The sequence below is a fragment of the Actinokineospora globicatena genome, from assembly GCF_024171945.1.
GTDB lineage: Bacteria > Actinomycetota > Actinomycetes > Mycobacteriales > Pseudonocardiaceae > Actinokineospora > Actinokineospora globicatena.
This window is the reverse complement of record NZ_JAMTCR010000003.1, coordinates 1,202,760-1,228,194: the sequence shown is the minus strand read 5'-3', so window position 1 is coordinate 1,228,194 and position 25,435 is coordinate 1,202,760. Positions and strand designations below refer to the sequence as shown.

Genomic DNA, 25,435 nt, shown 5'->3' with positions numbered 1-25,435 from the left:
GCGGTGAACCATCTAGTTAGGGTAGGTTTACCTAACTACGACCGGGCTCGGGGTCGCGCGGTCCCACGCAGGAGGAAACGCACATGGCAAGACCACACGCGGCCAAGGCGGTCGCCGTGGGCGCGGCGGCACTGCTCGCCGCCACCGTTCTCGGCGCCACGCCCGCGTCCGCCGCCACCGCGACCGTCACCGACGCGACGTTCGTCTGGGGCCTGAGCGGCTACGCGCAGGTCGGCATCTTCGGCCCGTGGAACGTCAAGGACCTCACCGGCAACGCCGCGCTGCTCACCGGTTCGGTCTCCGGCGGGTCGCAGACCCAGTACGTCGTCGCCCCCGCCCCGGCCACCTCGATGCCGGTCTCCTCGCCGCAGAAGACGCCCAACGCGGTCAAGTTCACCGCGGGCACCGGCACCGTCGACCCGGCCACCGGCGCGGGCACGCTGTCGTTCACCGGCAGCTACACCGTCAACGCCTACCCGGCGCAGTTCAACGCCCCCAACGAGATCTACAAGAACCCGGTGGTGACCGTGGCCGCTGACGGCTCCGGGTCGCTGACCGCGGAGTTCAGCCTCGGCGCGGGCACCGACGTGTCCGGCAACCCGACCCCGGCGCAGGACTTCGGCCGCCTCAAGCTGGTCACCTTCGACGCGGGCTCGCTCAGCGGCCTGACCGCCACCGGTTACCGCGTCACCCCGGACTACCAGGGCGTCGAGGTCACCGTGCCGGACGGCTCCGCGCAGAACCGCACCTGCGCCAACAACCAGTGGGGTTCGTGGGCACCGGAGTTCGTCACCACCGTGCCCGTCGCGGTCCGCCCGCACTTCTACTCCACCGGCTGCGGCGGCACCCAGGACTACAAGCCCGCGCTGCCCTTCGACATCGGCTACACCGTGGCCTCCACCCCGGACCCGCAGCCCAGCGCGACCGAGCAGGACGTGCGGGTGACCGTGCCGCAGGCCGAGCAGCCCGGCGAGTTCGTGTGGACGATCGACGGCACCAACGGCCTGGTCGACCTCGGCACCGCCGTGGCCGCCGGTGACCACTACCGGGCCACCGGCTCGATCAACCCGGTCCGGGTGACCGACACCCGCGCGGGTGCGCCTGCCTGGTCGGTCTCCGCGCAGGTCAGCGACTTCGCCGCGAACGGCACCTCGTTCGACGGCAAGTACCTCGGCTGGGCCCCGAAGGCCACCGAGAACACCGGCGGCGCCGTGGCCGGTGCGACCGTGGCCTCGGGCTTCGACGGCGGCAACGGCCTCAAGCGGCCCGCGACCCTCGGCAGCGCGGCGCTCGACCACGCCAAGGGCTCGGTGCTGCTCGGTGCCGACCTCACCCTGAAGGTCCCGGCGAGCGTGGGCGCGGGGACCTACGACGCCACCCTGACCCTCACCGCGTTGAGCTGATCTCCCGATGGCTGCTCCCCAGGTGGTGGGCGTCGTCCGAACGGGCGGCGCCCACGACCGCCCTCCCCGGACTGGATCACCACCATGACCCGCTTCCTCGCCGCGGTCGCCGCCGCGGTCCTGCTCGCCCTGGGACTGCCCGGCGTGGCCGCCGCCGCGCAGAACGTCACCTGGGGTGTGCGTCCCGCCGACTCCGCGCTCGGCGCGAACCGGCCCAACTTCGCCTACACCGTCGCGCCCGGCGCCGTGCTGTCGGACGCGCTGCTGGTGAGCAACCACGAGCAGCGCGCGCTGACCTTCGCCGTCTACGCCGCCGACGCCTTCACGACCTCGTCGGGGCAGCTCGACCTCAAGCCCACCAACGAGACCTCCACCGATGCGGGTTCCTGGGTGCGCTTCGACGCGCCGACCGTGACTGTCCCAGCTGGACAGACGGTCGCCCTCCCGTTCACCGTCACCGTTCCCGCCGACGTCACCCCCGGCGACCACAGCGGCGGCGTCGTCACCTCGTTGCGGGTCGAGTCCGGCTCCGGGATCACCGTCGACCGCCGTCTCGGCGCGCGCATGCACCTGCGCGTCGCGGGGACGTTGACGCCCTCGGTCGAGGTCCGGGGGCTCGAGGTCGAGTACGACGGCACCCCGAACCCGGTCGGCAAGGGCACCGTGACCATCGGCTACACGATCACCAACACCGGCAACACGCGCATCGGTGCGACGCACACCGTGCACGTTGAGGGCCTCTTCGGGTGGTTCGGCACCGATGCGTCCGTCGAGCCGATCCCTGAGTTGCTGCCGGGGGAGAGCGTCACCCGCAAGCTGAACGTCGCAACGTTGCCCGCCGGTCGAGTCTCGGCCACCGTCGCCGTGACGCCCACCGTGCCGGGTGGTGCGGAACTCCCGCAGGTCACGGCCGCCGCTGGGGCGGTGGCCATCCCGTGGGCGGTGGCCGTCGTGCTGCTGCTCGTGGTCTGCCTGCTGCTCGCGTTGCGCGCCAGGGCCAAGGCGCGTGCGGCGGGGGAGCAGAAGCGCATCAAGGCCGCCGTCGCCGCCGCGTTGCAGGAGCGTGAGGCCTGATGCGAGTCTTGCTGCTCGTCGCGCTGCTGGTGCTCACCGGTTGCTCCACCCCGCCCGGTCGCGCGGGGCACGCGCCCGCCCAGGCCGGGGAACGCCCGCCGCTGTCCGCGCTGACCCCGTTGGCTGACCCGCGCTCCTACAGCGGTCCGACCACGGCCCTGGTCGCGCACAACGACATCGTGCCTGTCGACACCCCGACGCCGCGCATGCCGGTGACAGTCAAGGACTTTCAGGACACCGAGGTCACCGTCACCGACGCGAGCCGGATCCTGGCGCTCGACGTGTCCGGCACCCTGGCCGCGACCGTGTTCGGCCTCGGGCTCGGCTCCCGCGTGGTCGGCCGCGACATCTCGACCGGGTTCCCCGCCGCGAAGGACCTGCCGCTGGTCACGGTCAACGGCCACCAGCTCAACGCCGAGGCGATCCTCAAGCTGCGGCCCTCCGTCGTGCTCACCGACACTACGCTCGGGCCGTGGGACGCGGTGCTGCAGCTGCGCGACGCGGGCGTGCCGGTCGTCGTGCTCGACCCCAAGCGCGCCATGGAGACCAACGCGCCGATCGTGCGCGCGGTCGCCGAGGCGCTGGGCGTGCCGGAGGCCGGTGAGCTGCTGGCGCGGCGGATGGAGGCCGAGATCGCCGACACCGTCGCCCAGATCACGCGGCTCGCCCCGACCGACCCGGCGCGCAAGCCCCGCGTGGTGTTCCTCTACTTGCGTGGACAGGCGGGCGTGTACTACCTGTTCGGCAAGGGGTCCGGCGCTGACTCGCTCATCCAGGCGCTGGGCGCGGTCGACGTCGCCACCGAGGCCGGGATCGACGGCATGCGCCCGATCAACCCCGAGGCGCTGGCCAAGGCCAAACCCGACGTGATCCTGATGATGACCAACGGCCTGGCCTCGGTCGGCGGCGTCGACGGCGCGATGACCGTGCCCGGGGTCGCCCAGACACCCGCCGCGCAACGCCGCCGGTTCGTCGACATGGCCGACTCCGTGGTCCTCGGGTTCGGCCCGCAGACCTCCGCCGTGCTCGACGGCTTGGCCAGAGCGCTGTACGCGCCGTGACGGCCTCGGCGGTGCGCGGGCGAACCCGGGTCGTCGTGCTGTTCGCGGTCCTGGCCGTGGCGCTGGTGGTGGTGTCGGTGGTGTCGGCGGGGGCGGGGCAGTACGGGCTGCCGGTGTCGGACGTGCTGCGCGCGTTGACCGGCAAGCCGCTGGCCGACCCGTTCGCCGAGGGCGCGCTGTGGGCGGTCCGCTTCCCGCGCGTGGTGATGTCGCTCCTGGTCGGGGCGGTGTTGGGGGTGTGCGGGGCGTTGATGCAGGGCAGCTTCGGCAACCCGCTGGCCGAGCCGGGCGTCGTGGGCGTGTCGTCGGGGGCGGCGGTCGGGGCGTGCCTGTCGATCGTGTTCGGGTGGACGTTCTTTGGGGCGTTCACGGTGCCGGGTACGGCGTTCGCGGCGGGGCTGGTCACGACTTTCGCGGTGTACGCGCTGTCGCGGTCGAGCGGCCGGACCGGGACGGTGTCGATGATCCTGACCGGGGTGGCGGTGAACGCGGTGGCGGGGGCGGTGGTCGCGCTGCTGATGTTCATCGGCGACCAGGCGGCGCGGGAGCAGATCGTGTTCTGGCAACTGGGTTCCGTGGCGGGCGCGCGGTGGTCGTACGTGTGGGTGGCGTTCCCGCTGGTGGCCGTCACCGCCCTGGCGTCGCTGCTCGTCGCCCGCCGCCTCGACCTGCTGGCCCTGGGCGACCGCCAAGCGCGTCACCTCGGCGTCGACGTGGAACGCCTGCGCCTGCTCGTCATCTGCGCCGTCGCCATCGGAGTCTCCGCCGCCGTCTCCTACGCGGGCATCATCTCCTTCGTCGGCCTCGTCGTCCCCCACCTGATCCGCATGATCGTCGGCCCCGGCCACCAAGTCCTCATCCCCGCCAGCCTCCTCGGCGGCGCCGTCCTCCTCGCCGCAGCCGACCTCCTGGCCCGCACCGCGGTCCAGTACGCGGACCTCCCCATCGGCATGGTCACCGCCCTCATCGGCGGCCCGTTCTTCTTCTGGCTCCTCCGCAAGAACCGGACCAAGGCCGGTGGGTGGGCGTGATGGGTTTCGGTCCTGGGGGAGTGGGTTTGCTTGCCACGGCGACGGTGTTGGGGGGTGCGGTGTGATCGCGGCGGAGGGGGTGAGTGTGCGGTTGGGCGGGGCGTTGTTGGTTGACGGCGTCTCGGTGGAGTTGCGGGTGGGGGAGGTGTTGGTGCTCGTCGGGCCGAATGGCGCCGGGAAGTCGACGTTGTTGGCGGCGTTGGCGGGGGATCTGCCGGTGGCCGGTGGGCGGGCGTTGCTGGATGGCGAGCCGGTGCAGGGGTGGCGGCCGGTGGAGGCGGCGCGGCGGCGGGCGGTGTTGCCGCAGCACAATCCTGTGTCGTTCCCGTTCGACGTGCGGTCCGTGGTCGAGATGGGGCGCGCGCCGTGGCGGGGTACCGAGCAAGAGGACGACGACGACACCGCCGTGGCGGAAGCGTTGCGGGACACCGGGGTCGAGCACCTCGTCGACCGCGCCTACCCCACACTCTCCGGTGGTGAGCAAGCCAGGGTCGCGCTCGCCCGCGTCCTCGCCCAGCGCGCCCCCGCCGTCCTGCTCGACGAACCGACCGCCGCGCTCGACGTCCGGCACCAGGAGTTGGTGCTCTCGCTGGCCCACCGGCACGCCAGGTCCGGTGGCGGCGTGCTGGTCGTCCTGCACGACCTTGGCCTGGCCGCCGCGCACGCCGACCGGGTCGCGGTGCTCGACGCCGGCAAGCTCGTCGCCGTCGGGCCGCCCGCCGAGGTGTGCACCGCCGACCTGCTCAGCGCCGTCTACCGGCATCCCGTTGAGGTCTTCCCGCACCCGCGCACGGGCGTTCCCGTCGTGCTGCCCGTGCGGTCCCGAGAGGAGCAAGAGTGTCTGTCGTAGCCAGGACCCTCGGGGTGGCGGCCGCCGCCCTCGTCGTCTCGACACTGCTGCCGGGGACGGCGACAGCGGCCGCGCGGGTGAGCCTGTCAGTGTCCACAGCGGACCCCGACTACGCCACCGCGGTCGAGGTGCGCGGCACCGGCTTCCAGTCCGTTCCCAAGGCGCACGGCGGGATCTACGTCCTGTTCGGCTGGGTCGACGGCGGTGCGTGGCAACCGAGCAAGGGCGGCGCCGCCGGGTCGACGTACCGGTACGTGCAGGACAGCGAGGCCAAGGACAACAACGGCTACCAGCGGTTCGTGTCCTTCCCCGGCAGCGACACCGCGAGCAGCGCCAACGGTGGCGTCGTCACCGCGGACGGCACGTGGAGCGCGCGGATGGTCATCCCCGGCGCCCGGTTCCGCGCCGTCGACCGCACCGGTAGCACCACCGAGGTCGACTGCACCAAGGTGATCTGCGGCATCATCACCATCGGCGCGCACGGCGTGGTCAACCCGACCAACGAGACGTTCACCCCGGTCCGCTTCGCCGCCCCCGCCGGCGGTCAGACCCAGCCCGCCCCTACTGCCGCGCCGAGCACCAACGCGGTCCCCGGCACTGCCGCACCGTTGCCCGCGCGGGCTGCCACGTTGTCCACTGACGCCGGGGTTGTCGCCGCCGGGGGGACGGTCGCGGTCACCGGGTCCGGGTTCGCGGCCGACGAGCAGGTGACAGTGGTGCTGCGCTCGGACCCGCTGTTCCTGGCCCCCGCCAAGGCAGACGCGGCGGGCGCGCTCTCCTACTCCGCCGCCATACCCGGTGACGTCCCCGCGGGCGCCCACACCCTGGAGTTCACCGGCGCGAAGTCCGGGGCGGTCGGATCGGTCCCCCTGACTGTGTCCCCGGCCACTCCGCCGTCGGCCGCTCCAGCCGTGCGGCCTGCGAGTTCGGAGTCCTCGCTTGGGTGGTGGCCGGTCGGCGCGAGTGTGGTCCTCGTTGTCATCGTGCTGATCGTGTTGCTGCGCAAGCGAAAGAAGGTCGAGGCGTGAGCGTTTCCCTGGTCACCGGCGCGATGCTGCTGGCGGTGCTGACCCCCACGACCACACCGGTCACCACGACCACATCCACTGCGACTACTACGGCTGCCGCGACTGAGCCGACTACTACGGCCGCTGTGCCGTCGGCCAGGGTCGTGCAGGAGGCGGCCCCCGGCTGTGACCTCACCTCCGCGAACGCGCGCAAGGGCGACCTGGTGTGGGGCTTCAAGAAGAGCTTCCGTCAGTACGTCGGCGTCGGCCTGCCGGGCGCTACCGGCAACTCCATCACCGCCACCAACGGCGCCACCATCACCGCCCTGGACGAGGTCCTCCGCGACGGCGTCCCCAACCCCGCGGGCACCCCCACCGGCGCGTACCGCTTCACCTTCGACTCAGCCGACTACACGTCGCCGACCCAGTTCACCGCGCGCTACCGCGGCACCGTGGCCTTCTCCTACCCCACGCACTTCTTCACGCTGGTGCTGTCCGACCCGTGGGTGACCACCGCCAGCGGCACCGCCACCCTGCACGCGGACATCGAACTCAAGGCCACCCCCGGCGCCCCCACCCAGCCCAGCAACCAACCCGACGTAGCCCTGGCCCGACTGACCCCACCCGCCGCGGCCCCCACCAACGGCCTCCTGGCCTGGCCCGACGTCCCCGCCACGCTCACCACCGCCGAAGCCTTCGGCGGCTTCTACCAGGCAGGCGCCACCCTCGACCCCCTCACCATGACCCTCGCCGCCGACTGCGCGACAGTCCCCACAGCCCCACCCACAGCGAACCCGGTGGTACCCCCAGTTGCCGCCACCACCGAAAACCTCATCCCCATCGCCCGCTTCCGCCCAACCCCAGGCCTCGCGTCTACGGGCGTTGACGCGGAACACGGCCTCTGGGCAGGCGTGGTCCTCCTCCTAACAGGCCTAGCGCTCGTCCTCGCCGCCTACCGCCCCCGCCGAACCTGACCGACTCGTCCAGGCCTTCCGCTGCCATTTCCTGCTGCCCGCCCTCCTGCTGGGGGTCACCCCGCTCGCGACCTGCGGATTCCCCGTGGACCTAGCCGCATTTTCCCCTCTTCTGGGTGACAGAAGTTATCCACATGTGGATCTCCGCGGAGGTCGGTTCAAGATCGACTGTCGGGGGGTGCCGGTAGACTGGACCAGGGCCGCCCCCCGGAGAGGGTGGGGGCCGGGCACTCGCTTTTCGCGCGCGCGAGGCCGTGTTCGCAGGGGCTCTCGGGGCCGTTTCACAGGCGTTTGTGAGGTCCTGTCGAGGGGCTCGGGCGGTCGTTCGGTGGGGCCGCGAAGTCGTGGCGCAGGGCTTGCGGGGACTTCGGCGGGGATTGGGCAGCAGTGCGGCGCTGGGAGCTGGTCGGGGGAGTCCCGGGGGATTCGGCCAGTCCTGGGTGGCAGTGCGGGTGCTCGGTCGAGTGGCGTGGATGGTCAAATCGTGGGGATGGCGGCGGGTGCCCTACCGGGGCACCCGCCGCCAAGGGACAGGATCAGCCCAGGAGGGCGGCGTCGGTCCAGCCGCCGCCGATGGGGGTGGCGGCCCAGGAGGTGCCGGAGCGGTTCCACTCGACCAGGACGCCGTCGGTGCGGACGACGAGGAAGCGGTCGTTGTTGGCGCCGGTGATCAGGCGGACGTTGCCCCAGCCGCCGCCGATGGTGGTGGCGGTCCAGCCCGGGCCGGTGTAGCCGTGCTGCTTGGCGGTGCCGCCGGAGTTGATCTCGATGAAGTACACCGTGCTCAAGCCCGCGACCAGGCTGTACTTGTCCCAGCCGGAGGTCTGCGCGCTGTTGTAGTAGTTGTGGTTGCCCGACGGGGAGTACCACTCCTGGCGTTGGCCACCGTCGGTGAGGGCCTGGAACAGGTTGGGGGCGAGGCCGGTGATCTGCCGGACGGTGCCCCAGCCGCCGCCGACCAGGTAGCCCTTCCACACGCCGTCGGCCGGGTCGATCTTCCAGTCCCACAGGGTGCCGTCGGTGCGGACCTGGACCAGTTGCGAGGTGCTCAGGCCCGCGATCAGCCGGGTGTCGCCCCACCCCGGGCCGATCAGGTGCGGTTGGTAGCTGCCGGTGAACTTGTCCCACCGCACCAGTTCGCCGTTCGTGCGGACCACGTAGAAGCTGGTCGCGCTGTTACCGACGGAGTACGTGGGCGCGGGGTGCGCCGACGCCGCCGTTCCCGGGCCGAGCAGGCCCAGCGCGGCGACCAAGGTCAGCAGTGCGGTCAGTAATCTCACAGGTTCTCCTCCAAGGGTTCTCGCGAGCGCCCCGGCAGCACAGGGCTGCCGGGGCACTCCACACAGGACGGTCACCAGTCGCGTGACATCAGCCGATCAGCTTGGCGTCGTCCCAGCCGGGGCCGAACACGACACTGGTCCAGGTGCCCGCCGAGTTGTTCCACTCGACGAGCTTGTTGTCGGTGCTGCGCACCGTCACGAAGCGGGTCGCGTCGATACCCGCGATCTTGGACACGTTGCCCCACCCGGTCCCGACGTAGGTGCCGGTCGCCACACCGCCGCTCCAGGCGTAGTGGTTCGCGATGCCGGTGTCCTTGTCGATCCCGAAGAAGCTCGACGCGCTCAGACCGGTGACCAGGGTCTGGTTGCCGTACGACGCCCCGGTCCACACGGCGAGCGAGTAGACGTGGTCGTCCTGCGCCGAGACGTACTCCCTGAGCACACCGGCCGTGGTCTTGACCAGGAACCGGTTGTAGCCGAGCCCGCCGAGCTGGGCGATGTTGTCCCAGTCGGCGCTGACGTAGTAGCCGTACCACTGGCCCGCGGTGACGTTGTACTTCCAGTCCCACAGCGTGCCGTCGTAGCGGATCTGGATCAACTGCGAGGTGCCCAAGCCTGCGATCAGCCTGCTGTCGCCCCAGCCCGGTCCGATCAGCTGCGAGGTGTAGGTGGTGGCGTTCCTGGTCCACTTGACCAGCTGGTTCGCCCCGTTGATGGCGAAGAAGCTGCCGGTGCCGGTGGTCGCGGGCGAGAACGACTCCGGCCGAGGTGCCGGTGTCGCGGTCGCGGAGCCGACGAAGCTCAGCGTCGCGAGCATGGTGAGCAGGGCGACGAGCGCCATGCGCAATCTCACGGTGTCTCCCTTGTGTTGTCCACCCGACGGCACGACAGGGGCGGTGGACGACAGAGTCGGCTGGGGCAGCCGCCGTCGTGAACCCCGGTACATCCCCCAGAACCGCGCGTGCCTTCCACGCGACTCCGAAGGTAGCCGGGGCCGCCATCGGCTCGACATCGCCGCGCTAGCACGCACCCGGTACCGGCTCAGCCCAGTGCCCGCGCCAACTCGACCGCCTCCGCCACCCCCATGTCCGTGAACAGTTCCAGCGCCTCCCGCCAGTGCTTCTCGGCCGCGCCCGGGTCGTCCACCGCCAGCACGTCGCCGAGCAGCCGCAGCGCGCGGGCCTCGCCGAGGCGGTGGCCGGTGTCGCGGTGGACCTCGAGCGCGCGACGGACGTGGTCGGTGGCCACGGCGTTGTCGCCGAGGTCGCGGAACGTACGGGCCAGGGCGAGCAGGACCCGTCCCTCGCGCCCCCGGAACCCCACCCGGTCGGTGAGCGCCAACGCTTCTCGGCCGTAAGCCAGTGCCCCTTTCAGTTGCCCGGCCACGCGGTGGGCGTCGACCAGCCCGACCAAGGCGCTTACCTGCGCCCGCTGGAACCCCACATCGCGGGCCGTGCGCAACGCGTGGGTGTGGTGCTCGACCGCGCGATCCGGTGACCCTGTCCGCAACGTCGCCGCGCCCAAGGTGTTGTGCGCCTCCGCGATCTGCCTGGGTTGCCCGGTCGACTCTGACAGCCGCAGCGCCTCGGTCGCGCGTTCGATCGCCAGCCCCGTGTCGCCCTGGTCCAGGTAGACCCGCGCCAGGCTGTCGAGGACCTCCACCTCCGCCTGCCGCGACCGGGTGCCGCGCAGTGCTTCCCGCGCCTGCTCGAACAGATCCCGCGCCGCGCTGATCCGACCCAGCTCCCAGTACGCCGACCCGAGGTTGACCATCATCGTCACCACCCGCGCCTCGGTACCCGCCTCCCGCTGCAACGCCAGCGCGCGCTCGTAGCAGTCGACGGCCCGGTCGAGCGCGCCCTGGTCCTGCCAGGTACAGGCGAAGTTGTTGAGCACGGCGGATTCCAGCAGGGCCGACCCGGTGCGCTTGGCGATCAGCAGCGCCTGGTCGTAGTGCTCGATGGCGCCGCGGTAGTCGCCGAAGCTGGAGTACATGGTGCCCAGGCTCAGCCGCATCGCGGCCATCGCCTCGTCGTCACCGGACACCGTCGCCGCGCGCAGCCCGGCCAGGGCCGACGAGCGCCACGCGGTGTTGTCCGACTGGATCCAGAAGTAGCCGCGCAGCGCGTCGGCAAGCAGCCACGCCGGCTGGTACGGGCCGTTGTCGGCCGCGTGGCAGACGACCGAGGCGAGGTTGATCCGCTCACTGTCCAACCAGGACAGCACGGACCCGTTGTCGGCGAACGGCCGCCGCACGCGGGGAGCGGCCAACCGGTTCATCTCGGGGTAGAGCACGTCCGCGGCGTGGTTGGCCACACCGACGTACCAGGCGAGCAGCCGGGACATCACGTCCTCGCGGTCGGCGTCGGAGTCCTCGGTCCCGGCGCGCTGCACGGCGTAGAGGCGCAGCAGGTCGTGGAGCTGGAACCGGCCGGGATGGGTCTGCTCGATGAGGTGGCTGGTCGCCAGGACGCGGAGCAGGGCCATCGCGTCCTGCTCGTCGATCCCGGCGATGACGGCCGCGGTCTCGGCGGTGATCTCCGGTGCCCGCGCCACACCGCAGCGGCGGAATAGCCGCCGCGCGTCGGGGGAGAGCGCGGCGTAGGAGAGGTCGAACGCGGCGCTCACCGCGATGTCCCCTGTGACGGTGAGCGCCCGCAATCGGTCCTGCCGCAACAGTTCCCGCACATAGCGATCGATGCTGTCCTCGACGTTGGCGGCCGCGATCCGCAGGGCGAGCGGGAGAGCGCCGCACGCCTCGATCAGCTCCGTCACCGCGTCCGGTTCGGCTTCCACCGCCGCGCCGAGCATCTCGGTCAGCAACTGCCGGGCCCCGGTGTCGTCGAGCACGCCGACCGACACCTTGCGCGCGCCGTGCGTCACCGCCAGTCCGCGCATCTCGTCGCGACTGGTGATCAGCACCGCGCACCCGGATCCGGACGGCAGCAGCGCCCGGACCTGGTCGGCACCCGAGGCGTTGTCCAGCACGAGCAGGGTTCGCTTGTCCGCCAGCAGGGCTCGCAGCAGGTCCGACTGTGCGTCGACCTCCAGCGGGACCCGTTCCGGTGCCACGCCGAGGGTTCTGAGCAGGTGTGCCAGCGCCTGTTCGGCTGTTGTGGACGGTCGGGTGGAGTAGCCGTGCAGGTTGAGCAGCAGCCGCCCGTCGGGGAACCGGTCGTGCAACCGGTGCGCCACGTGCACCGCCAACGCCGTCTTGCCCACCCCCGGCGGACCGACGACGGTCACGATCGGCATCGCGGTGCCCCGGGGCGTCAGCAACCGCTCGACCCGCTCGACGAGGTCGTCGCGTCCCACGAAGTCGGGCAAATCCGGCGGCAATCGCACCCGTGACACCGGCGCCGGTGCGGGCTCGTCCGGATCGGCCAGCATGCCCTGGAACAGGTGCCGCAGCTCGGCGCCCGGGTCGACCCCCAACTGGTCCGCGAGGACGTCCCGCACCTGGTGGTAGGCCGCCATCGCCTCGCTTTCCCGGCCCGCCGCCAGCAACGCGCGCACCAGCAGCGCCCACAGCCGCTCCCTGAGCGGATGCGCGGCGGTCAACGCCCGGAGCTCCCCGATGACCTCGTGCCGCCCCGCCACCAGGTCCAACTCGACCCGCCGCTCCGCCGCCGCGAGTCGCAACTCCCACAGCCTCGGCACGACGCGGTCCCGCAGGTCCGCGATGTCGACGTCCGCCAGCGGCTCGCCGCGCCACAACGCCTCCGCGTCGCGCAGCAGGTCCGCCTCGTCCTCGGGCCGCGCTGCTCTCGCCTGGTCGAGCACCCGCTCGAAGGTGACTATGTCGACCGCGGCCACCAGCCGGTACCCGTCACCGGTGGTCTGGATCACCGCCTTGCCCAGCAGCCGCCGCAGGCGCATCACGTAGATCTGGACGGTGTGCCGCGGGTTCTCGGGCGCGTCATCACCCCACAGCCACCCGACCAGCTCGTCCGTCGACACCGATTCGTGCGCCCTGACCGCCAACGCCGCCAGCAGTGTCCGCAGCTTCGCCGACCCGACCGCGACCACGGCCCCGTCGACCAGGACCTCGACAGGTCCCAAAACGCGCACTTCGCCGTTCCCGGCCATCCCCGACCCCCAGCGTTGATCACTCTCCCCGCATTCTCGCCGACCAGCCCGGGCGGACAAGTCGTCCCACCAACCGAACCGGTCAAGGCAACAGCGGGCTGCTCCCGACCAGCTCACGGGTGACCGCAGATAGTCTGCTCGCGTTGACCAGGTCGAACGCCGGACGGGACAGGTCGACGAGCCTGCCCCGGTCGTTCGCCGTGAGCGCCGCGGCGGGCGGGTGGTCGATCGCGTCGTTGATGGGCGGGAGCACGTCGACGACCGGTTTCGCGGCGATCGCGCGGAGCACGCTGACGATCCCCCGCAGCGGCTGCCGCATGCTCGCCGTGCCGCCAGGGGTGGCGGTGAACCCCGGGTGGTACAGAACGTACCGCGCGGGGCTGCTGCGCTCCTCGGCGAACGCGACCCCGAGCAGGTCGTTGGCCCGCCCGCCCTGCAGCTGCGCCCGCAGGGGGCCGTAGCGGCGCTCCAGCCGCAGGTCATCGAAGCGCACCGAGCCCGCCGAGATCCCCGGCGCGGCGACGTTGATGATCACCGGCGCTGGCGCGGCCGCCAACCGCGCCCGGAGGCCGTGGCCGAGCAGGTACCGGCTGAGGTAGTACAGGGCGAAGGTCGACTCCAGCCCGTCGGCGGTCAGCACCCGGTCCGGGAACTGCCGGTTGGCGCACAGCACGAGCGCGTCCACCCGGTCGTGGTGCCGCTCGATGTCGGCGACCACGCGTTCGTTCTCGGAGACGGACCGCAGATCGGCGGCGATGAACCGAACCCGATCCGGCGCCCCGACCGCCCTGGCCACCGCCTCGCCCTTCGCCACACTGCTGCCGATCACCACGACGCTGTCACCCGCCCTGACCCTGGCGACGGCGATCGCCCGCCCGATCCCGTCGGTGCCCCCGGAGATCACGATGACCTTGCCCATGGTCCGCTCCCGTGCTCGCTGAGAAAGACCCGGCAAGGTCATCACCGATACCGTGGCGGGGGAAGGAGGCACATTCATGTCCGTTCCGCACACCGCTGTGCCCGCGCCCGCCGCTGTGCCCACCGTGCTCGCCGCCGACCTCGCGCTCCCGGTGACCGGGGCCGACCGCGCCGCCTGCCCGACGACCGACGTGCTCCGCCGCGTCGGCGACAAGTGGAGCGTCTTGGTGCTGGTCCTGCTCGGCCGCGCCCCGCGCCGCTTCTCGGAGCTGCAGCGGGCCGTCGAGGACATCAGCCAGCGCATGCTGACCCGGACGCTGCGCGCGCTCGAACACGACGGCCTGGTCAGCCGCACGGTGTTCCCGACCGTGCCCGCCACCGTGGAGTACGCGCTGACCGAGCTGGGGCAGTCGCTGCTCGTGCCGCTGTCGGCGCTCGCCGACTGGTCCGCCGTGCACGGACCCGCGATCCAGGCGGCGCGTCGCGCTCAGGGGTGATTGCGGCGGTCTCGTTCGGGTGATGGCCGGGCCGGGGAGGCGTGCGCGGTGGTGAAGTGGTGAATGCCGGGTCGAAGCGCGGCCGTTGGGGGCGGCGCCCGATCTGGAGGTCCTGTGATGCGCAAGTGGATGACGGCCGTGCTCGCGGTGGTGCTGGTGACGGGGGTGGCCAGTCCGGCCGCCGCGGAGGCCAGGCCAGGGCGGGACCGGCTCACCGGCACCTGGGTGCTGCTCAGCGGTGACTCGGCGCTGGTGGAGCGGCGCGGCGGTATCGGTCTCGGTTCCCGGCGGGACGCCACCAGATGGCGGCTCGTGTACACCGGCGTCAGCGAGGGCGGGCCCGCGTACCTGATCCAGCGCGGCGACGGCCGTGGCTGGGTGCTGCCCCAGGCCGTGCCGGGTGCCCCGGTCCGGGTCGCCCCGTTCCTCGCGACCATCGGCGACGCCCGCACCCAGCGGTGGACCATCCACACCAACCGCACCAAGAACGACGCCACCGGCACCAAGAACGACGCCATCGACGTCTCGATCAACTCCGCTCTCAACGGCTGGCCGGTCATCGTCACCGGTGACTACGACCCGCGCGTGGTCGTCGTGCCCGAGACCTTCGCCCCGGTGACCTACCGCGCGGTCAAGGTCGGCAACTAGTCCTCAGCCACCGTCGGGACCTGGGCGGCGGGCTGTCAGCCGAGGCTCGTGGCGGCCAGTGTCCAGGCCTGGCGGCTCTGGAGCGCGGGAGTGGTGGCCCGCAGGGCGACCTGCCGGTAACCCTGCGGTGTCACCACGTCCAGCGCGGTCAGGCACCGGCCGTCCGCGGCGCAGAGGCTGGTGGTCTTCCCGGCGTCCCGGGTCGCGACCGTCCAGTACTGGTCCCGCGCCGCGCGGTCGCACCTGGCCTGCACGACGCGTTCGGTGTCGGCTCTGGTCCGCAGGCACTGCTCGGTCCGCACGTTCTGCACGACGAAGCCCCGGCCGTCGTTGTCCTGCGTGAACAGCCACTCCTGCCGGGTCTTGTCGTCGGCGCACACCTCGGTCACGGCCAGCCCTTCGGTCTGGTCCACCGCGAACGTCAGGCACAGCGCGGCGCCGACCTGCGGGGTCCACCGAGTGCTGTATGGGCCGTAGCGGTAGAGGGTGGCGTCGGCGTGCGCTGGGGTGGCCGTCGTTGCCAGGACCAGGGCGAGCAGGGCGGCGATCCGGTGTCGCACAGGTACCTCAGTTCTCGTGGGTGAACTGGACGGGGCGGTGGTCGGACCGGTAGCGGATGGTGGTGCCGCCGACGACCCGGTTCGGGATGATCTTCGCCGTGAACCGGTTCGCCGTGCGCTGGTCCGACCAGACCAGGTAGTCGTAGACAGGGCCCCCGCCCGCCATGGTGCTCGTCGTTGTCGCCGCCACCCGCTCGGTCGCGCCGAGCACCGGCCGCAGGTACTTGGGCTCGACGTTGAAGTCGCCGAGCAGCACCCAGGGTCCGCCCGGGTTCGCCGCCCTGACCTTGGCCACCAGCGCGGCCGCGTTGGCACCGGGCGGGCTCGCATCCGCGTGTCCAGTGTGGATGGTCGTGCCGTCCGCCAACGTCAACTGCAGCAACCCGCGATCACCGTCGTGGAACTCGTCCGACCGCACCGGCGGCAGGTAGTCCCAGCTCACCACGTCCACCGCCGAGTGCTTCACCACTAACGCCAGGTTGTCCTTGCGGTTCTGGTTGCCGGTGTCGACCTGGCGGTCCTCGGACTCCACGAAGTAGACCGTGCGCGGGTAGGTGGCGCCACCATCGTCGATCAACCAGATGCACTTCCTGGCCCGCCGCAACGCTTTCACGTGGTGCTGACACGCCCACCTCGGCGGGAACGCCACCGCCCCCCGGTCGATGTCGGTGACCGACCCGGCCTCCTGCAACGCCACAACGCTGTACGACTTCGCCAACTGCACCACCCCCAACATCAACTCAGGCCGATCGTCCCACTTGCTCACCCCCAAGTTGTTGGCCCCCTGCATATTCCACGACGCGAACGAGTAATCCGTAACCCCCACCGCCCCCGCGGGCCCCACCCCGCCCACCGTCACCACGACAGCCGCCACGACCGCAAGAACCCTGCGTCCCAAAGCGAACCTCCCCGACTCCGCACACACCACCGCCGCCGAACCTCCCACCGTCCCCGCACATCAACCTCCCCGCCTGCCAAACGACATCCGAAAGTCACGCTTTCTCACCCGGTTGGGGTCTAAAAGGTCGACACGCGCCCTTGACGCCATGACCGTTCGATCGAGATGAGGGCGGATGCCCGTGCCGAGTCCGGATGACATGGCGGGGATCCCGCCGTGGGGAACTACCTGGATGTGTCGAGGTCGTGGCGGAGCGCGAGATCGTCAGCGAACCGCGGCTGGGTCGGGAAGGCGTGACGTGGACCTACGTAGCCCGCCGGTGATGGGGGGGACCCTCCGGGGATAGCGCTCGGGCGAGGGCGGCGATGTCGGAGCGCGTTACCCGGCAGCAGCCGCCCACGACCCGTGCGCCCGCTGCCACCCACTCCGCGGCCAGGTCGACCGAGAAGCGGGACGGTCCGCTCCACGTGCCCGTCCACGACTCGCCGCTGTTCGGGTACACCACGATCGGCTTGTCCGTCACCGATCGGGCTGTCGCGATGGCCGGGCCGATGTCGTCGGGGGCGCTGCAGTTGACCCCCACCGCCGTCACCGACGGGCTTGCCGCGGCCACGGCGAAGGCCTCGTCCAGCGGCTGGCCTGCGCGGGTCCGGTCGCCCTCCACGGTGTAGGTGATCCACGCGGGGACGTCCACCTCCGCCAGTGCCACCCCGAGGGCCTCGGCCTCCACCGCGTCCGGGACCGTCTCGCACGCCAGGATGTCCGGGCGCGCGCCCGCCAGCACCCGCAGCCGGGGCAGGTGCCAGTCGACCAGGTCCGCCACGCTGAGCCCGTACCGCCCCCGGTACTCCGAGCCGTCCGCCAACGCCGCGCCGTACGGGCCGACCGACGCCGCCACCCACCGGTCCACGCCGTCGGTGAACCCGGCGCGCGCGGTCACCGCCACCTCGACCCCCAGGCGCAGCAACCGTTCCGCGTCATCGCGGGCGAGACCCCGCGCGGCGAACCCTTCGAACGACGCCTGGTAGGTCGCTGTGGTCACGATCGTCGCCCCGGCCTCGAAGAACGCCGTGTGGGCCGCGGTCAGCGCCGCGGGCTCGTCGAGCAGCAACCGGGCCGACCACAGGTGGTCCGACATGTCGTGGCCCCACGCCCGCAGCTCGCTGGCCAGTCCGCCGTCGAGCACCGTGGGGGAGTCCGGGAAGTCCACCCCGCCGAGGGTAGCCACGTCCGGATGAAGCGGTGGTTGAGGAGTCTTTGAAGAGAACTTCACACAGACCTGAGTTTCGTCCGGGTTCGGTCGCGGCGGGGTCGGGTAGGTCACCAAGGAGAGAGCAGCGGGTCCGAGCGCCACCGGGGATGGTGGCGAGTGAGGGAGGCAGGATGTTAGGCAGGCGCGGGTTCTTGGGGACGGCGGCCTCGGCGGTGGTGGTGGGGTTCGACCCGTCACGTCGCGCGTGGGCCACCGGGGAACCCGCTGGTGTGCTGGACCGCGTCCCGCCGCTGGACGGTGAACTCGTCGTCGACGACGCCGCGCGGGAGGCGGTGGCCACGGATCTGGGGAACATCGTGCGGCACAAGCCGCACGCGGTGTTGCGGCCCGGGTCGGCGAAGGACATCGCGACCATGGTCCGGTTCTGCCGGGAGCGCAAGCTGAGCGTCTCCACCCGGGGACAGGGACACACCACGCACGGACAAGGCCTGTCGGCAGGGTTGCTGATCGAGAACAAGCACCTCAACACGGTGCACTCGCTGACCCCGCGCACGGCGGTCGTCGACTCCGGTCTCAAGTGGATGGACCTCACCAAAGCCGCCTTCGCGCACAAGACCACCCCGCCCACGCTGACCGCCTACACAGGACTGTCCATCGGTGGAACCCTTTCCGTGGGCGGGATCGGTGGCCTCGTGGGTGGCCTCAACTCCGGTCTCCAGGTCGACCACGTGCGCGAGCTGGAGGTCGTCACCGGCACCGGCGACATCGAGCGCTGCTCCCGCACCCACCAGCGCGACCTGTTCGACGCGGTGCTGGGCGGGCTCGGCCAGTGCGGGGTCATCACCAAGGCCACGCTGGACCTCGTCCCCGCCAAGGAGAACGCGCGCACCTACGCCCTCGAGTACGGCGACACCGCCGCGTTCTGCCGGGACCTGCGCACCCTCATCGACCGCCCGGGCGTCGACCACGTCTACGCCGAGCTGTTCCCGCCCGGCACCAACGCCACCTACAAGCTCTACGCCACCGCGTTCTTCGACGGCGCCCAGCCCGACAACGCCGCCATCACCCAGGGCCTGTCCGCCGCCCCGCAGATCACCGACGCGGGCTACCTCGACTACGTCTTCACCATCGACAACGCGATCGACGAGCTGCGCGAGACGATCGGCTGGGACCGGTTCATCAAGCCCTGGTACGACATCTGGTTGCCCGGCTCGACCATCGAGAACTACCTCGCCGAGGTCGTCCCCACACTGACCAAGCGCGACATCGGCCCCTACGGCGCGAGCTTGATCTACCCGCAGCGCCGCGCCCTCACCACCAGGCCGTTCCCGCGCCTGCCCAAGCCGGACGGCACCCGGTGGGCGTTCGTGCTCGACATCAACACCGTCGCCGAGCAGGCGGGCCCGGACCCGGCGTTCGTCGAGGAGATGCTGGCCCGCAACGCGCGCCTGTTCGCCCGCGCCCGCGACGCCCACGGCGCCACGCTGTACCCGATCGGCTCGGTGCCGTTCACCGCCCAGGACTGGCGGACCCAGTACGGCGACCGGTGGCAGGCGTTCCACGCGGCGAAGCGGCGCTACGACCCGAGCGGCATCCTCACCCCCGGGCCCGCCATCTTCGGATAGGGACCGCCCGGCTGTGGATAGGGATTTGCCCGCCTTTTGATGCTCCTGTGATTGCCGCACCCGGCGATTCCGGCCGACCATGGTCCTTCTTGAGAACTGGGCCTTTCTCGAGAGAACAGGGCCTTCCTCGAGAGAGCAGGGCTCTTCTCGGGAGAACGAGGCGTTCGCGACCGAAGGGGAAACGGTGAACCGACCCGACATCGCGCTCACAGTCAACCACATCGCCATCCAGACCGATGACGTCGAGGCCACCACGGCCTGGTACCGGGAATTCCTCGGCACCACCGTGGAATGGGAGCTCGACGCGTTCTCCGGGCTCACCCACGACCGGTTGCCCGGTATCCGGAAACTGGTCGAGCTGCGCGCGGGCGACGTCCGGCTGCACGTGTTCGACCGCGCCGACCACAGCGGGCAGGGCCCCGGGCCGCGCGACTACCAGTTCCAGCACGTCGGCATCGTCGTCGACGACAAGCAGGACCTGGTCGTGCTGCGGGAGCGGTGGCTGCGGGCCAAGGACGTGACCACGCTCAAGTGGCAGCGCGAGGAACCGCCGTCCGACATCGTCGTCGACTCCTCGGGCATGAGCAGCCTCTACGTGCTGGACCCCAACGGCCTGGAGTTCGAGTTCATCCACTTCGCCGAGGCGGACTCGTGACGCACGGCAGGCCGCGTCCCCCGGTCTCCACCGACCCCGCGCTGCAGCCCAGGCTGCTGTTCCTCCCGGCGATCGGCGGGGACTACGCGGAGCACGCGGACACCGGCCCGGGCGCGGACCTGGACGACTTACCCGACTACACGCTGTTCGGCACCCGGCCGGTGGAGGCCCGCAGGCTGTTCTGGTACCGCTGGCTCGCCGGGCACCAGATCTCCTTCGCGCTGTGGCGGGCGATGGCCGACGTCGTGGTCCACCGCGGCGACGACCTGCCCTCCGAGCGCGAACTCGACCTGCTCGCCGCGTGCGTCGACGGCTACAGCGCGATGCTCCTGTACTCCGCGACCGTCCCGCGCGACCACTACCACGCGCACATCCGGACCCGGATGGCATTGCAGCACCCGTCGTTCAGCGGCGCGTGGGCCCCGGACTACAAGCCGATCCGGCTGCTGTTCCGCGGCCGGTTCGCCTGGCAGGACGACCCGTCGTGCCGGGAGCTCGACGCGGCCGTCGCGCGCAACCGGCACACCCACGACCACATCGCCGACCACCTCGTGCCCGACGGCCGGTCGCTGCTGCAGAAGTCCGCCGGGACCGTGAAGCAGGGCGTGTCGCGGGACAAGGAAGACCTGTACGACAACTTCTTCCTGACCATCCGGCGCCCGGTCAGCCACGCCGAGCTGGCCGCCCAGCTCGACGAGCGGGTCGTGGAACTGGCCGCCGACCTCGCCCACCACGGCCTGTACCCGGAGGTCGACGGCCGCCACCACCCGGTGCTGACCGGTCGGCCGGACCCCGGGTTGCGGCCGCTGGTCGCCGAGGTCCCCGCGACGTTGCGCCGGGCCGCCCGTCTCGTGCAGGGGACGCGCTACGCGGGAGCGCGGTCGTGACCGGGCGCGACGGCATGCGCTTCGGGGTGGTGGTGTTGCCGGAGCACGAGTGGACGGTCGCCGAGCACCGCTGGCGCGCCGCCGACCACCTCGGCTTCCACCACGCCTGGACCTACGACCACCTGATGTGGCGCTGGTTCGCCGACCGCCGCTGGTACGGCTCCATCCCGACGCTCACCGCCGCCGCCGCGGCCACCGACACGATCGGCCTCGGCCTGCTCGTGGCCACCCCGAACTTCCGCCACCCGGTGGCCCTCGCCAAGGACCTGGCCACCGTCGACGACATCGCCCGCGGACGGCTGATCTGCGGCCTCGGCGCGGGCGCCCCCGGCCACGACGCGACCTTGCTCGGGCAGCCCGAGTTGGACCCACGCGAACGCGCCGACCGGTTCACCTCGTTCGTCGACCTGCTGGACCGGCTGCTCGTGGTCGGCGACGTGGACGAAGCCTCGCGGTGGTACACGGCCGCCAAGGCCACCCTCCACCCCCGCGCCGGTCAGGGCGAGCGCCTGCCGTTCGCCGTCGCCGCCGCAGGCCCGCGAGGCATGGACCTGGCCGCGCGATTCGGCCGCTACTGGGTCACCTCGGGCCCCCCGAACGACTTCACCCCCAAGCCCCTGCGCGAGGTCCTGCCGGTACTCAAACGCCAGCAGGCCGCCGTCAACGCCGCCTGCGAACGCGCGGGCCGAGACCCAGCGACCCTGCGCCGACTCCTCCTGGCCGACGCGGCAGTGGGCGGCGTGACGACCTCGCTGACCGCCTACGAGGACGCCGTCGCGGAACTGTCAGCCGCCGGGTTCACCGACCTCGTCGTCCACTGGCCACGCCCGGACCAGCCCTACCAAGGCGACGAACAGGTCGTCATCGACTTCGCCGAGAAGCACTTGGGAGGTGGCCATGCGAGCGACTGAGAGTCCGGCTCTGGCGACCGCCGTGGACATGTTCGGGGTCGAGGCGGGCAAGGGCAGCGGGCTGGAGGTGATGTTCTCCACGGACGACCAAGCCGCCGCCGTGCGCGCGAAGGAGTCGAGCGCCGACGAGATCGCGCTGGTCAGTCTGTGCACGCGCGCTGAGCGGACCTTCGCCTCCCGCGTGTTCAACGCCCAAGGCGAGACCCCGTTCGCCACGCACTCCCTGGCCGGAGTTGCCGCGTGCCTGGTCAGCGAGGGGCGACTCGACCCCGGCGCCGTAGGGCGGATCACCGAGTCCGGCTGCCAGTGGCTGTGGACCGACGGCCGCCAAGTCCGCGTCCCCTTCGACGGCCCCGCGCTGTACGAGGAGATCGACGTACCCCACCAGGGCAAGGCAATCGCGGCGGGAGTGGGGCGAGCGTTCACGTTCGTCCAGGCCGACCAAGATCCACGGATGCTGCCCGTCCCCGAGTTGACCGACCTGACCGACCTGACGCTGTTCCACTGGGACCACGAGCGTGGCGAAGTGCTGGCGAGGGTGTTCGCGCCCGGGTTCGGCATCCCCGAGGACGCCGGGTGCCTGCCCGTCGCCGCCGCGCTCGGGGTCGTGGCGATCACCCTGGACCCCGAGAAGCGGGGGCATCCGGTGACGGTCCGCCAGGTGACCAAGAACGGCACCGAGTCCGTGTTCACCTGCGTGTCCGCGGTCGACGACGGCACGGCGAACGTGAACGTGATCGGCAGGGTCTGGGTGGCCGGAGAGGAGCAGGCATGACCGCGCGACCAGGCACTACGACGCGACCGGAGCTGTGGGGGAGTCGGGGCGCGGCCTCGTCGACGCACTGGCTGGCGAGCGCGGCGGGCGCCTCGATGTACGACCACGGCGGCACCGCGTTCGACGCCGCCGTCGCCACCGGGCTGGTGCTGCAGGTCGTCGAGCCGCACCTCAACGGCCTCGGCGGTGACGTGAGCATCGTGTTCCACGACGGCGCGTCCGGTGCCACCAAGGCCATCTGCGGCCAGGGACCCATGCCCGTCACCGCCTCCATCGACGCCTTCCACAAGCTGGGCCTCGAGACGATCCCCGGCAGCGGCCTGCTCGCGGCCACCGTCCCCGGCGCCTTCGGTGCCTGGATGCGCCTGCTGGCCGAGCACGGCACGCTCCCGCTGCGCACGGTCCTCGAACCGGCCATCCACTACGCCGAGACCGGGGTGCCGCTGCTGCCCAAGGCGGCCGAGATGATCGCCGCCGTCCAGCCGGTGTTCGCCGAGCACTGGCCGGAGTCCGGGCGGGTGTTCCTCGCCAACGGCCAAGCCCCACGCGCGGGGCAGCGCTGGCGCAACCCGTACCTCGCGGGCACCTACCGGCGCCTGCTGGCCGAAGGCGAGGCCAAGGGGCAGACCAGGGAAGGCGTCATCCAGGCTGCCTCCGACGCCTTCTACCAGGGGTTCGTCGCCGAGATCATCGACGACTACGTCACCGACAACGCCGTCCTCGACGCCACCGGTGACGCCCACGCGGGCCTGCTGACCGGCAACGACCTCGCCACCTGGACCGCCGAGGAGGAGGCCACGCTCTCGCTGACCTACGGCGACCGCGTGGTGCACAAGGCGGGCCCGTGGACCCAGGGCCCGGTGTTCCTCCAGCAACTCGCGCTGCTGCGCGACATCGGCGGCACCGAGTTCCTCAGCGCGGACTACGTGCACCGGATGACCGAGGTGACCAAGCTGGCCTTCGCCGACCGCGAGGCCTGGTACGGGGACCCCCGCTTCACCGACGACCTCACCCCGTGGCTGCTCGACCCCGACTACAACCGCGCCCGCGCCGCGCTGATCAGCGACAAGGCGTCCCTGGAGCTGCGTCCCGGAACGGTCGCGGGCCGTCAGCCGCGCCTGCCGGACCTGCCGCTGGGGGAGCTGGAGCCGACCGACCCGCCGTGGCTCGTCCAGCTGCGCGAGGGCATCCCGGTGACCGTGCCGGTGGCCCTCCTCGCGACCCAGACCAGCGGCGACACCTGCTGCGCCACAGCGTCCGACGACAAGGGCAACCTGGTCGCCGCCACCCCGAGTGGTGGCTGGCTCAAGAGTTCACCCGTGCTGCCCGGCCTCGGTTTCCCGCTGGGCACGCGCGGTCAGATGGCCTGGTTGGACGCCGGTCACCCGAACGCGCTGGTGGGCGGCAAGCGACCGCGCACCACGTTGAGCCCGACGATCGTCGAGCGCGGCGGCCGGGGCGAACTCGCCTTCGGCACCCCCGGCGGTGACCAGCAGGACCAGTGGACGCTCCAGGCGTTCCTCGCGCACACCACGTTCGGCCTGGGACTGCAGGAAGCCGTGGAGGCGGCCGCGTTCCACAGCGACCACGTGCCGACCTCGTTCGCGCCGAGGCGGGTCGCCCCCGGGGTCGTCACCGTCGAATCCGGCATCGGCCGCGATGTCATCTCGGCGCTGGAGACGCGCGGGCACACGGTCAAGGTCGTGCCGGACCAAACGCTGGGCAAGGTGTGCTTCGCCGCTGTCGGCGCGGATGAGTCGTGCCGCGCGGCCGCCAGTCCGAATGGTGGCCAGGCTTACGCGATCGTACGCTGACCACGCGTTCTTGACGACGATCTGACAGTCGCCTGATGGTGTCGGAGAACGTTTTCCGGATACCGTCGACGTAAGCCGAGATATCGGAAGGAGGTTGCCATGTCCGCGCTCGGGGATCCGATTTCGGAATGGGCCGGTGGATTCGCCACCGGTGGTCTCGTCCACCTCAACGGCAATTCCCTGGGGCCGCCGCGGGTGGACCTCACCGACCGGCTCGCCGCCGTCGTGACCGACCAGTGGACACCGGGCCAGGTGCGGGCGTGGTTCCGCGACGGCTGGCTCGACCTGCCCCGCACCGTCGGCGACAAGCTGGCACCGCTGCTGGGCGCCGCCGAGGGCCAGGTGGTCATCGCGGGCGACACGACCTCCACCACGTTGTTCAACGCCTTGGTGGCCGCGTGCAGGCTGCGTGAGCGCCCGGTGCTGCTCATCGAGGCCGAGGCGTTCCCGACCGACCTCTACATCGCGGCCTCCGTGGCGCGGCTGCTCGGCCGTGAGCTGGTCGTCGAGTCCAGGGACGGTTTCGACACGTACCTGGGCGAGCACGGCGACCGGGTCGGGGTCGCGCTGGCCGCGCCGGTCGACTTCCGCACAGGGCGCCGCCGCGACATCGGCACGACCACCGCGCTGTGCCACGCCGTCGGCGCGCTGGCGGTGTGGGACCTGTGCCACGCCGCGGGTGTCCTGCCCACCAACCTGGACACCAACGACGTCGACCTGGCGATCGGCTGCGGCTACAAGTACCTCGGCGGCGGCCCCGGCGCGCCCGCGTTCCTCTACGTCGCCGCGCGCTGGCAGTCCGAAGTGGACTTCCCGCTCGCCGGGTGGCACGGGCACGCCGACCCGTTCGCCATGACCCCGGACTTCGTCCCCGCCGCCGGGATCGACCGGGGGCGCAACGGCACGCCGCCGCTGCTGAGCCTCGTCGCGCTCGACCACGCCCTGGAACCCCTTGTGGCGGTGGGAATCGACGAGCTGCACCGGCGGACCAAGGAGCTGGGCGAGGCGTTCCTCGCGGGCCTGCGCCCGGACATCGAAGTCGTCTCGCCGCGCGATCCCGACCAGCGCGGTGGCCACTTGGCGCTGCGCGTATCCGACGCCGACGCGGTGGAACACGGCCTGGCGGAACGGGACGTGCTCGTCGACGCCCGGCCCCCCGACCTGATCCGCGTGGCGTTCGCGCCGCTCTACGTCACCCCCGAGCACGTGCGAACCGCCACCGAGGCGATCCACAGCGTGCTCGCCCCGCCGAACTGACGCCGTGG

Annotated in this window: 23 protein-coding genes; 16 read left to right on the top strand and 7 right to left on the bottom strand. The window is 71.7% G+C overall.

Annotated features, from left to right (window positions below; genetic code table 11):
• Positions 1-83 precede the first annotated feature (83 nt).
• The 7 genes from LV79_RS18770 (at position 84) to LV79_RS18740 (ending at position 7,400) form a co-directional block, all read left to right on the top strand.
• Positions 84-1,403, top strand: coding sequence for an HtaA domain-containing protein (locus LV79_RS18770; RefSeq protein WP_253838462.1), 1,320 nt, complete (start codon positions 84-86; stop codon positions 1,401-1,403).
• 84 nt (positions 1,404-1,487) lie between these two features.
• Positions 1,488-2,477: an Fn3-like domain-containing protein gene (locus LV79_RS18765; protein ID WP_253838460.1), complete on the top strand. Its 990-nt coding sequence runs from the start codon at positions 1,488-1,490 to the stop codon at positions 2,475-2,477.
• Positions 2,477-3,538, top strand: coding sequence for a heme/hemin ABC transporter substrate-binding protein (locus LV79_RS18760; RefSeq protein WP_253838458.1), 1,062 nt, complete (start codon positions 2,477-2,479; stop codon positions 3,536-3,538). Before LV79_RS18765 ends, LV79_RS18760 begins: the two co-directional genes overlap by 1 nt.
• Positions 3,539-3,549: 11 nt before the next feature.
• Positions 3,550-4,569 carry a FecCD family ABC transporter permease gene (locus LV79_RS18755; RefSeq protein ID WP_253838456.1) on the top strand — a complete coding sequence of 340 codons (1,020 nt, stop codon included), beginning with the start codon at positions 3,550-3,552 and terminating at the stop codon, positions 4,567-4,569.
• Between the two features lie 61 nt (positions 4,570-4,630).
• Complete coding sequence (locus tag LV79_RS18750) at positions 4,631-5,419, top strand: heme ABC transporter ATP-binding protein (RefSeq protein ID WP_285469953.1); 789 nt, start codon at positions 4,631-4,633, stop codon at positions 5,417-5,419.
• A complete protein-coding gene (locus tag LV79_RS18745; RefSeq protein ID WP_253838454.1) occupies positions 5,407-6,447 on the top strand; it encodes a hypothetical protein in 1,041 nt (346 codons plus the stop codon). Before LV79_RS18750 ends, LV79_RS18745 begins: the two co-directional genes overlap by 13 nt.
• The gene (locus LV79_RS18740; protein ID WP_253838453.1) at positions 6,444-7,400 is read left to right on the top strand and encodes an HtaA domain-containing protein; all 957 of its coding nucleotides are present in this window, start codon (positions 6,444-6,446) and stop codon (positions 7,398-7,400) included. The genes LV79_RS18745 and LV79_RS18740 overlap by 4 nt, the downstream gene beginning before the upstream one ends.
• A gap of 536 nt (positions 7,401-7,936) precedes the next feature.
• Here the strand turns inward: LV79_RS18740 and LV79_RS18735 are convergent.
• The 4 genes from LV79_RS18735 to LV79_RS18720 form a co-directional block, all read right to left on the bottom strand.
• On the bottom strand, positions 7,937-8,680 hold the full coding sequence (locus LV79_RS18735) for a hypothetical protein (protein ID WP_253838452.1): 744 nt from the start codon (positions 8,678-8,680) through the stop codon (positions 7,937-7,939).
• An 88-nt stretch (positions 8,681-8,768) separates the two neighbouring features.
• Entirely contained in the window at positions 8,769-9,533 is a 765-nt protein-coding gene (locus tag LV79_RS18730) for a hypothetical protein (protein ID WP_253838451.1), read from the bottom strand.
• A gap of 188 nt (positions 9,534-9,721) precedes the next feature.
• Positions 9,722-12,751, bottom strand: coding sequence for an AfsR/SARP family transcriptional regulator (locus tag LV79_RS18725; protein ID WP_253838448.1), 3,030 nt, complete (start codon positions 12,749-12,751; stop codon positions 9,722-9,724).
• A 100-nt stretch (positions 12,752-12,851) separates the two neighbouring features.
• Entirely contained in the window at positions 12,852-13,688 is an 837-nt protein-coding gene (locus LV79_RS18720) for an SDR family NAD(P)-dependent oxidoreductase (RefSeq protein ID WP_253838447.1), read from the bottom strand.
• 76 nt (positions 13,689-13,764) lie between these two features.
• Here LV79_RS18720 and LV79_RS18715 point away from each other — a divergent pair, with 76 nt between their 5' ends.
• Positions 13,765-14,184: a winged helix-turn-helix transcriptional regulator gene (locus LV79_RS18715; protein WP_253838446.1), complete on the top strand. Its 420-nt coding sequence runs from the start codon at positions 13,765-13,767 to the stop codon at positions 14,182-14,184.
• Positions 14,185-14,301: 117 nt separating this feature from the next.
• The gene (locus LV79_RS18710) at positions 14,302-14,832 is read left to right on the top strand and encodes a hypothetical protein (protein WP_253838445.1); all 531 of its coding nucleotides are present in this window, start codon (positions 14,302-14,304) and stop codon (positions 14,830-14,832) included.
• 35 nt (positions 14,833-14,867) lie between these two features.
• On the opposite strand, the gene LV79_RS34565 is transcribed toward LV79_RS18710, so the two are convergent.
• From LV79_RS34565 to mmuM, 3 genes are all read right to left on the bottom strand, one after another.
• Positions 14,868-15,392, bottom strand: a complete 525-nt coding sequence (locus LV79_RS34565) for an RICIN domain-containing protein (protein WP_253838443.1) — start codon at positions 15,390-15,392, stop codon at positions 14,868-14,870.
• 7 nt (positions 15,393-15,399) lie between these two features.
• Entirely contained in the window at positions 15,400-16,182 is a 783-nt protein-coding gene (locus LV79_RS18700) for an endonuclease/exonuclease/phosphatase family protein (RefSeq protein ID WP_285470238.1), read from the bottom strand.
• A 412-nt stretch (positions 16,183-16,594) separates the two neighbouring features.
• Positions 16,595-17,518: a homocysteine S-methyltransferase gene (mmuM, locus tag LV79_RS18695; RefSeq protein WP_285469954.1), complete on the bottom strand. Its 924-nt coding sequence runs from the start codon at positions 17,516-17,518 to the stop codon at positions 16,595-16,597.
• Between the two features lie 155 nt (positions 17,519-17,673).
• Between mmuM and LV79_RS18690 the strand changes: the two genes are divergently transcribed.
• The 7 genes from LV79_RS18690 (at position 17,674) to LV79_RS18660 (ending at position 25,427) form a co-directional block, all read left to right on the top strand.
• On the top strand, positions 17,674-19,128 hold the full coding sequence (locus LV79_RS18690; RefSeq protein ID WP_253838441.1) for an FAD-binding protein: 1,455 nt from the start codon (positions 17,674-17,676) through the stop codon (positions 19,126-19,128).
• 184 nt (positions 19,129-19,312) lie between these two features.
• Positions 19,313-19,783, top strand: coding sequence for a VOC family protein (locus LV79_RS18685; protein ID WP_253838439.1), 471 nt, complete (start codon positions 19,313-19,315; stop codon positions 19,781-19,783).
• Entirely contained in the window at positions 19,780-20,670 is an 891-nt protein-coding gene (locus LV79_RS18680; RefSeq protein WP_253838437.1) for a 3-methyl-L-tyrosine peroxygenase-related protein, read from the top strand. Before LV79_RS18685 ends, LV79_RS18680 begins: the two co-directional genes overlap by 4 nt.
• Entirely contained in the window at positions 20,667-21,581 is a 915-nt protein-coding gene (locus LV79_RS18675; RefSeq protein ID WP_253838435.1) for an LLM class flavin-dependent oxidoreductase, read from the top strand. The genes LV79_RS18680 and LV79_RS18675 overlap by 4 nt, the downstream gene beginning before the upstream one ends.
• Complete coding sequence (locus LV79_RS18670) at positions 21,568-22,356, top strand: phenazine biosynthesis protein PhzF (RefSeq protein ID WP_253838433.1); 789 nt, start codon at positions 21,568-21,570, stop codon at positions 22,354-22,356. The genes LV79_RS18675 and LV79_RS18670 overlap by 14 nt, the downstream gene beginning before the upstream one ends.
• A complete protein-coding gene (locus LV79_RS18665) occupies positions 22,353-24,170 on the top strand; it encodes a gamma-glutamyltransferase family protein (RefSeq protein ID WP_253838431.1) in 1,818 nt (605 codons plus the stop codon). The genes LV79_RS18670 and LV79_RS18665 overlap by 4 nt, the downstream gene beginning before the upstream one ends.
• Before the next feature lie 99 nt (positions 24,171-24,269).
• On the top strand, positions 24,270-25,427 hold the full coding sequence (locus LV79_RS18660) for an aminotransferase class V-fold PLP-dependent enzyme (RefSeq protein WP_253838430.1): 1,158 nt from the start codon (positions 24,270-24,272) through the stop codon (positions 25,425-25,427).
• Positions 25,428-25,435: the final 8 nt, after the last annotated feature.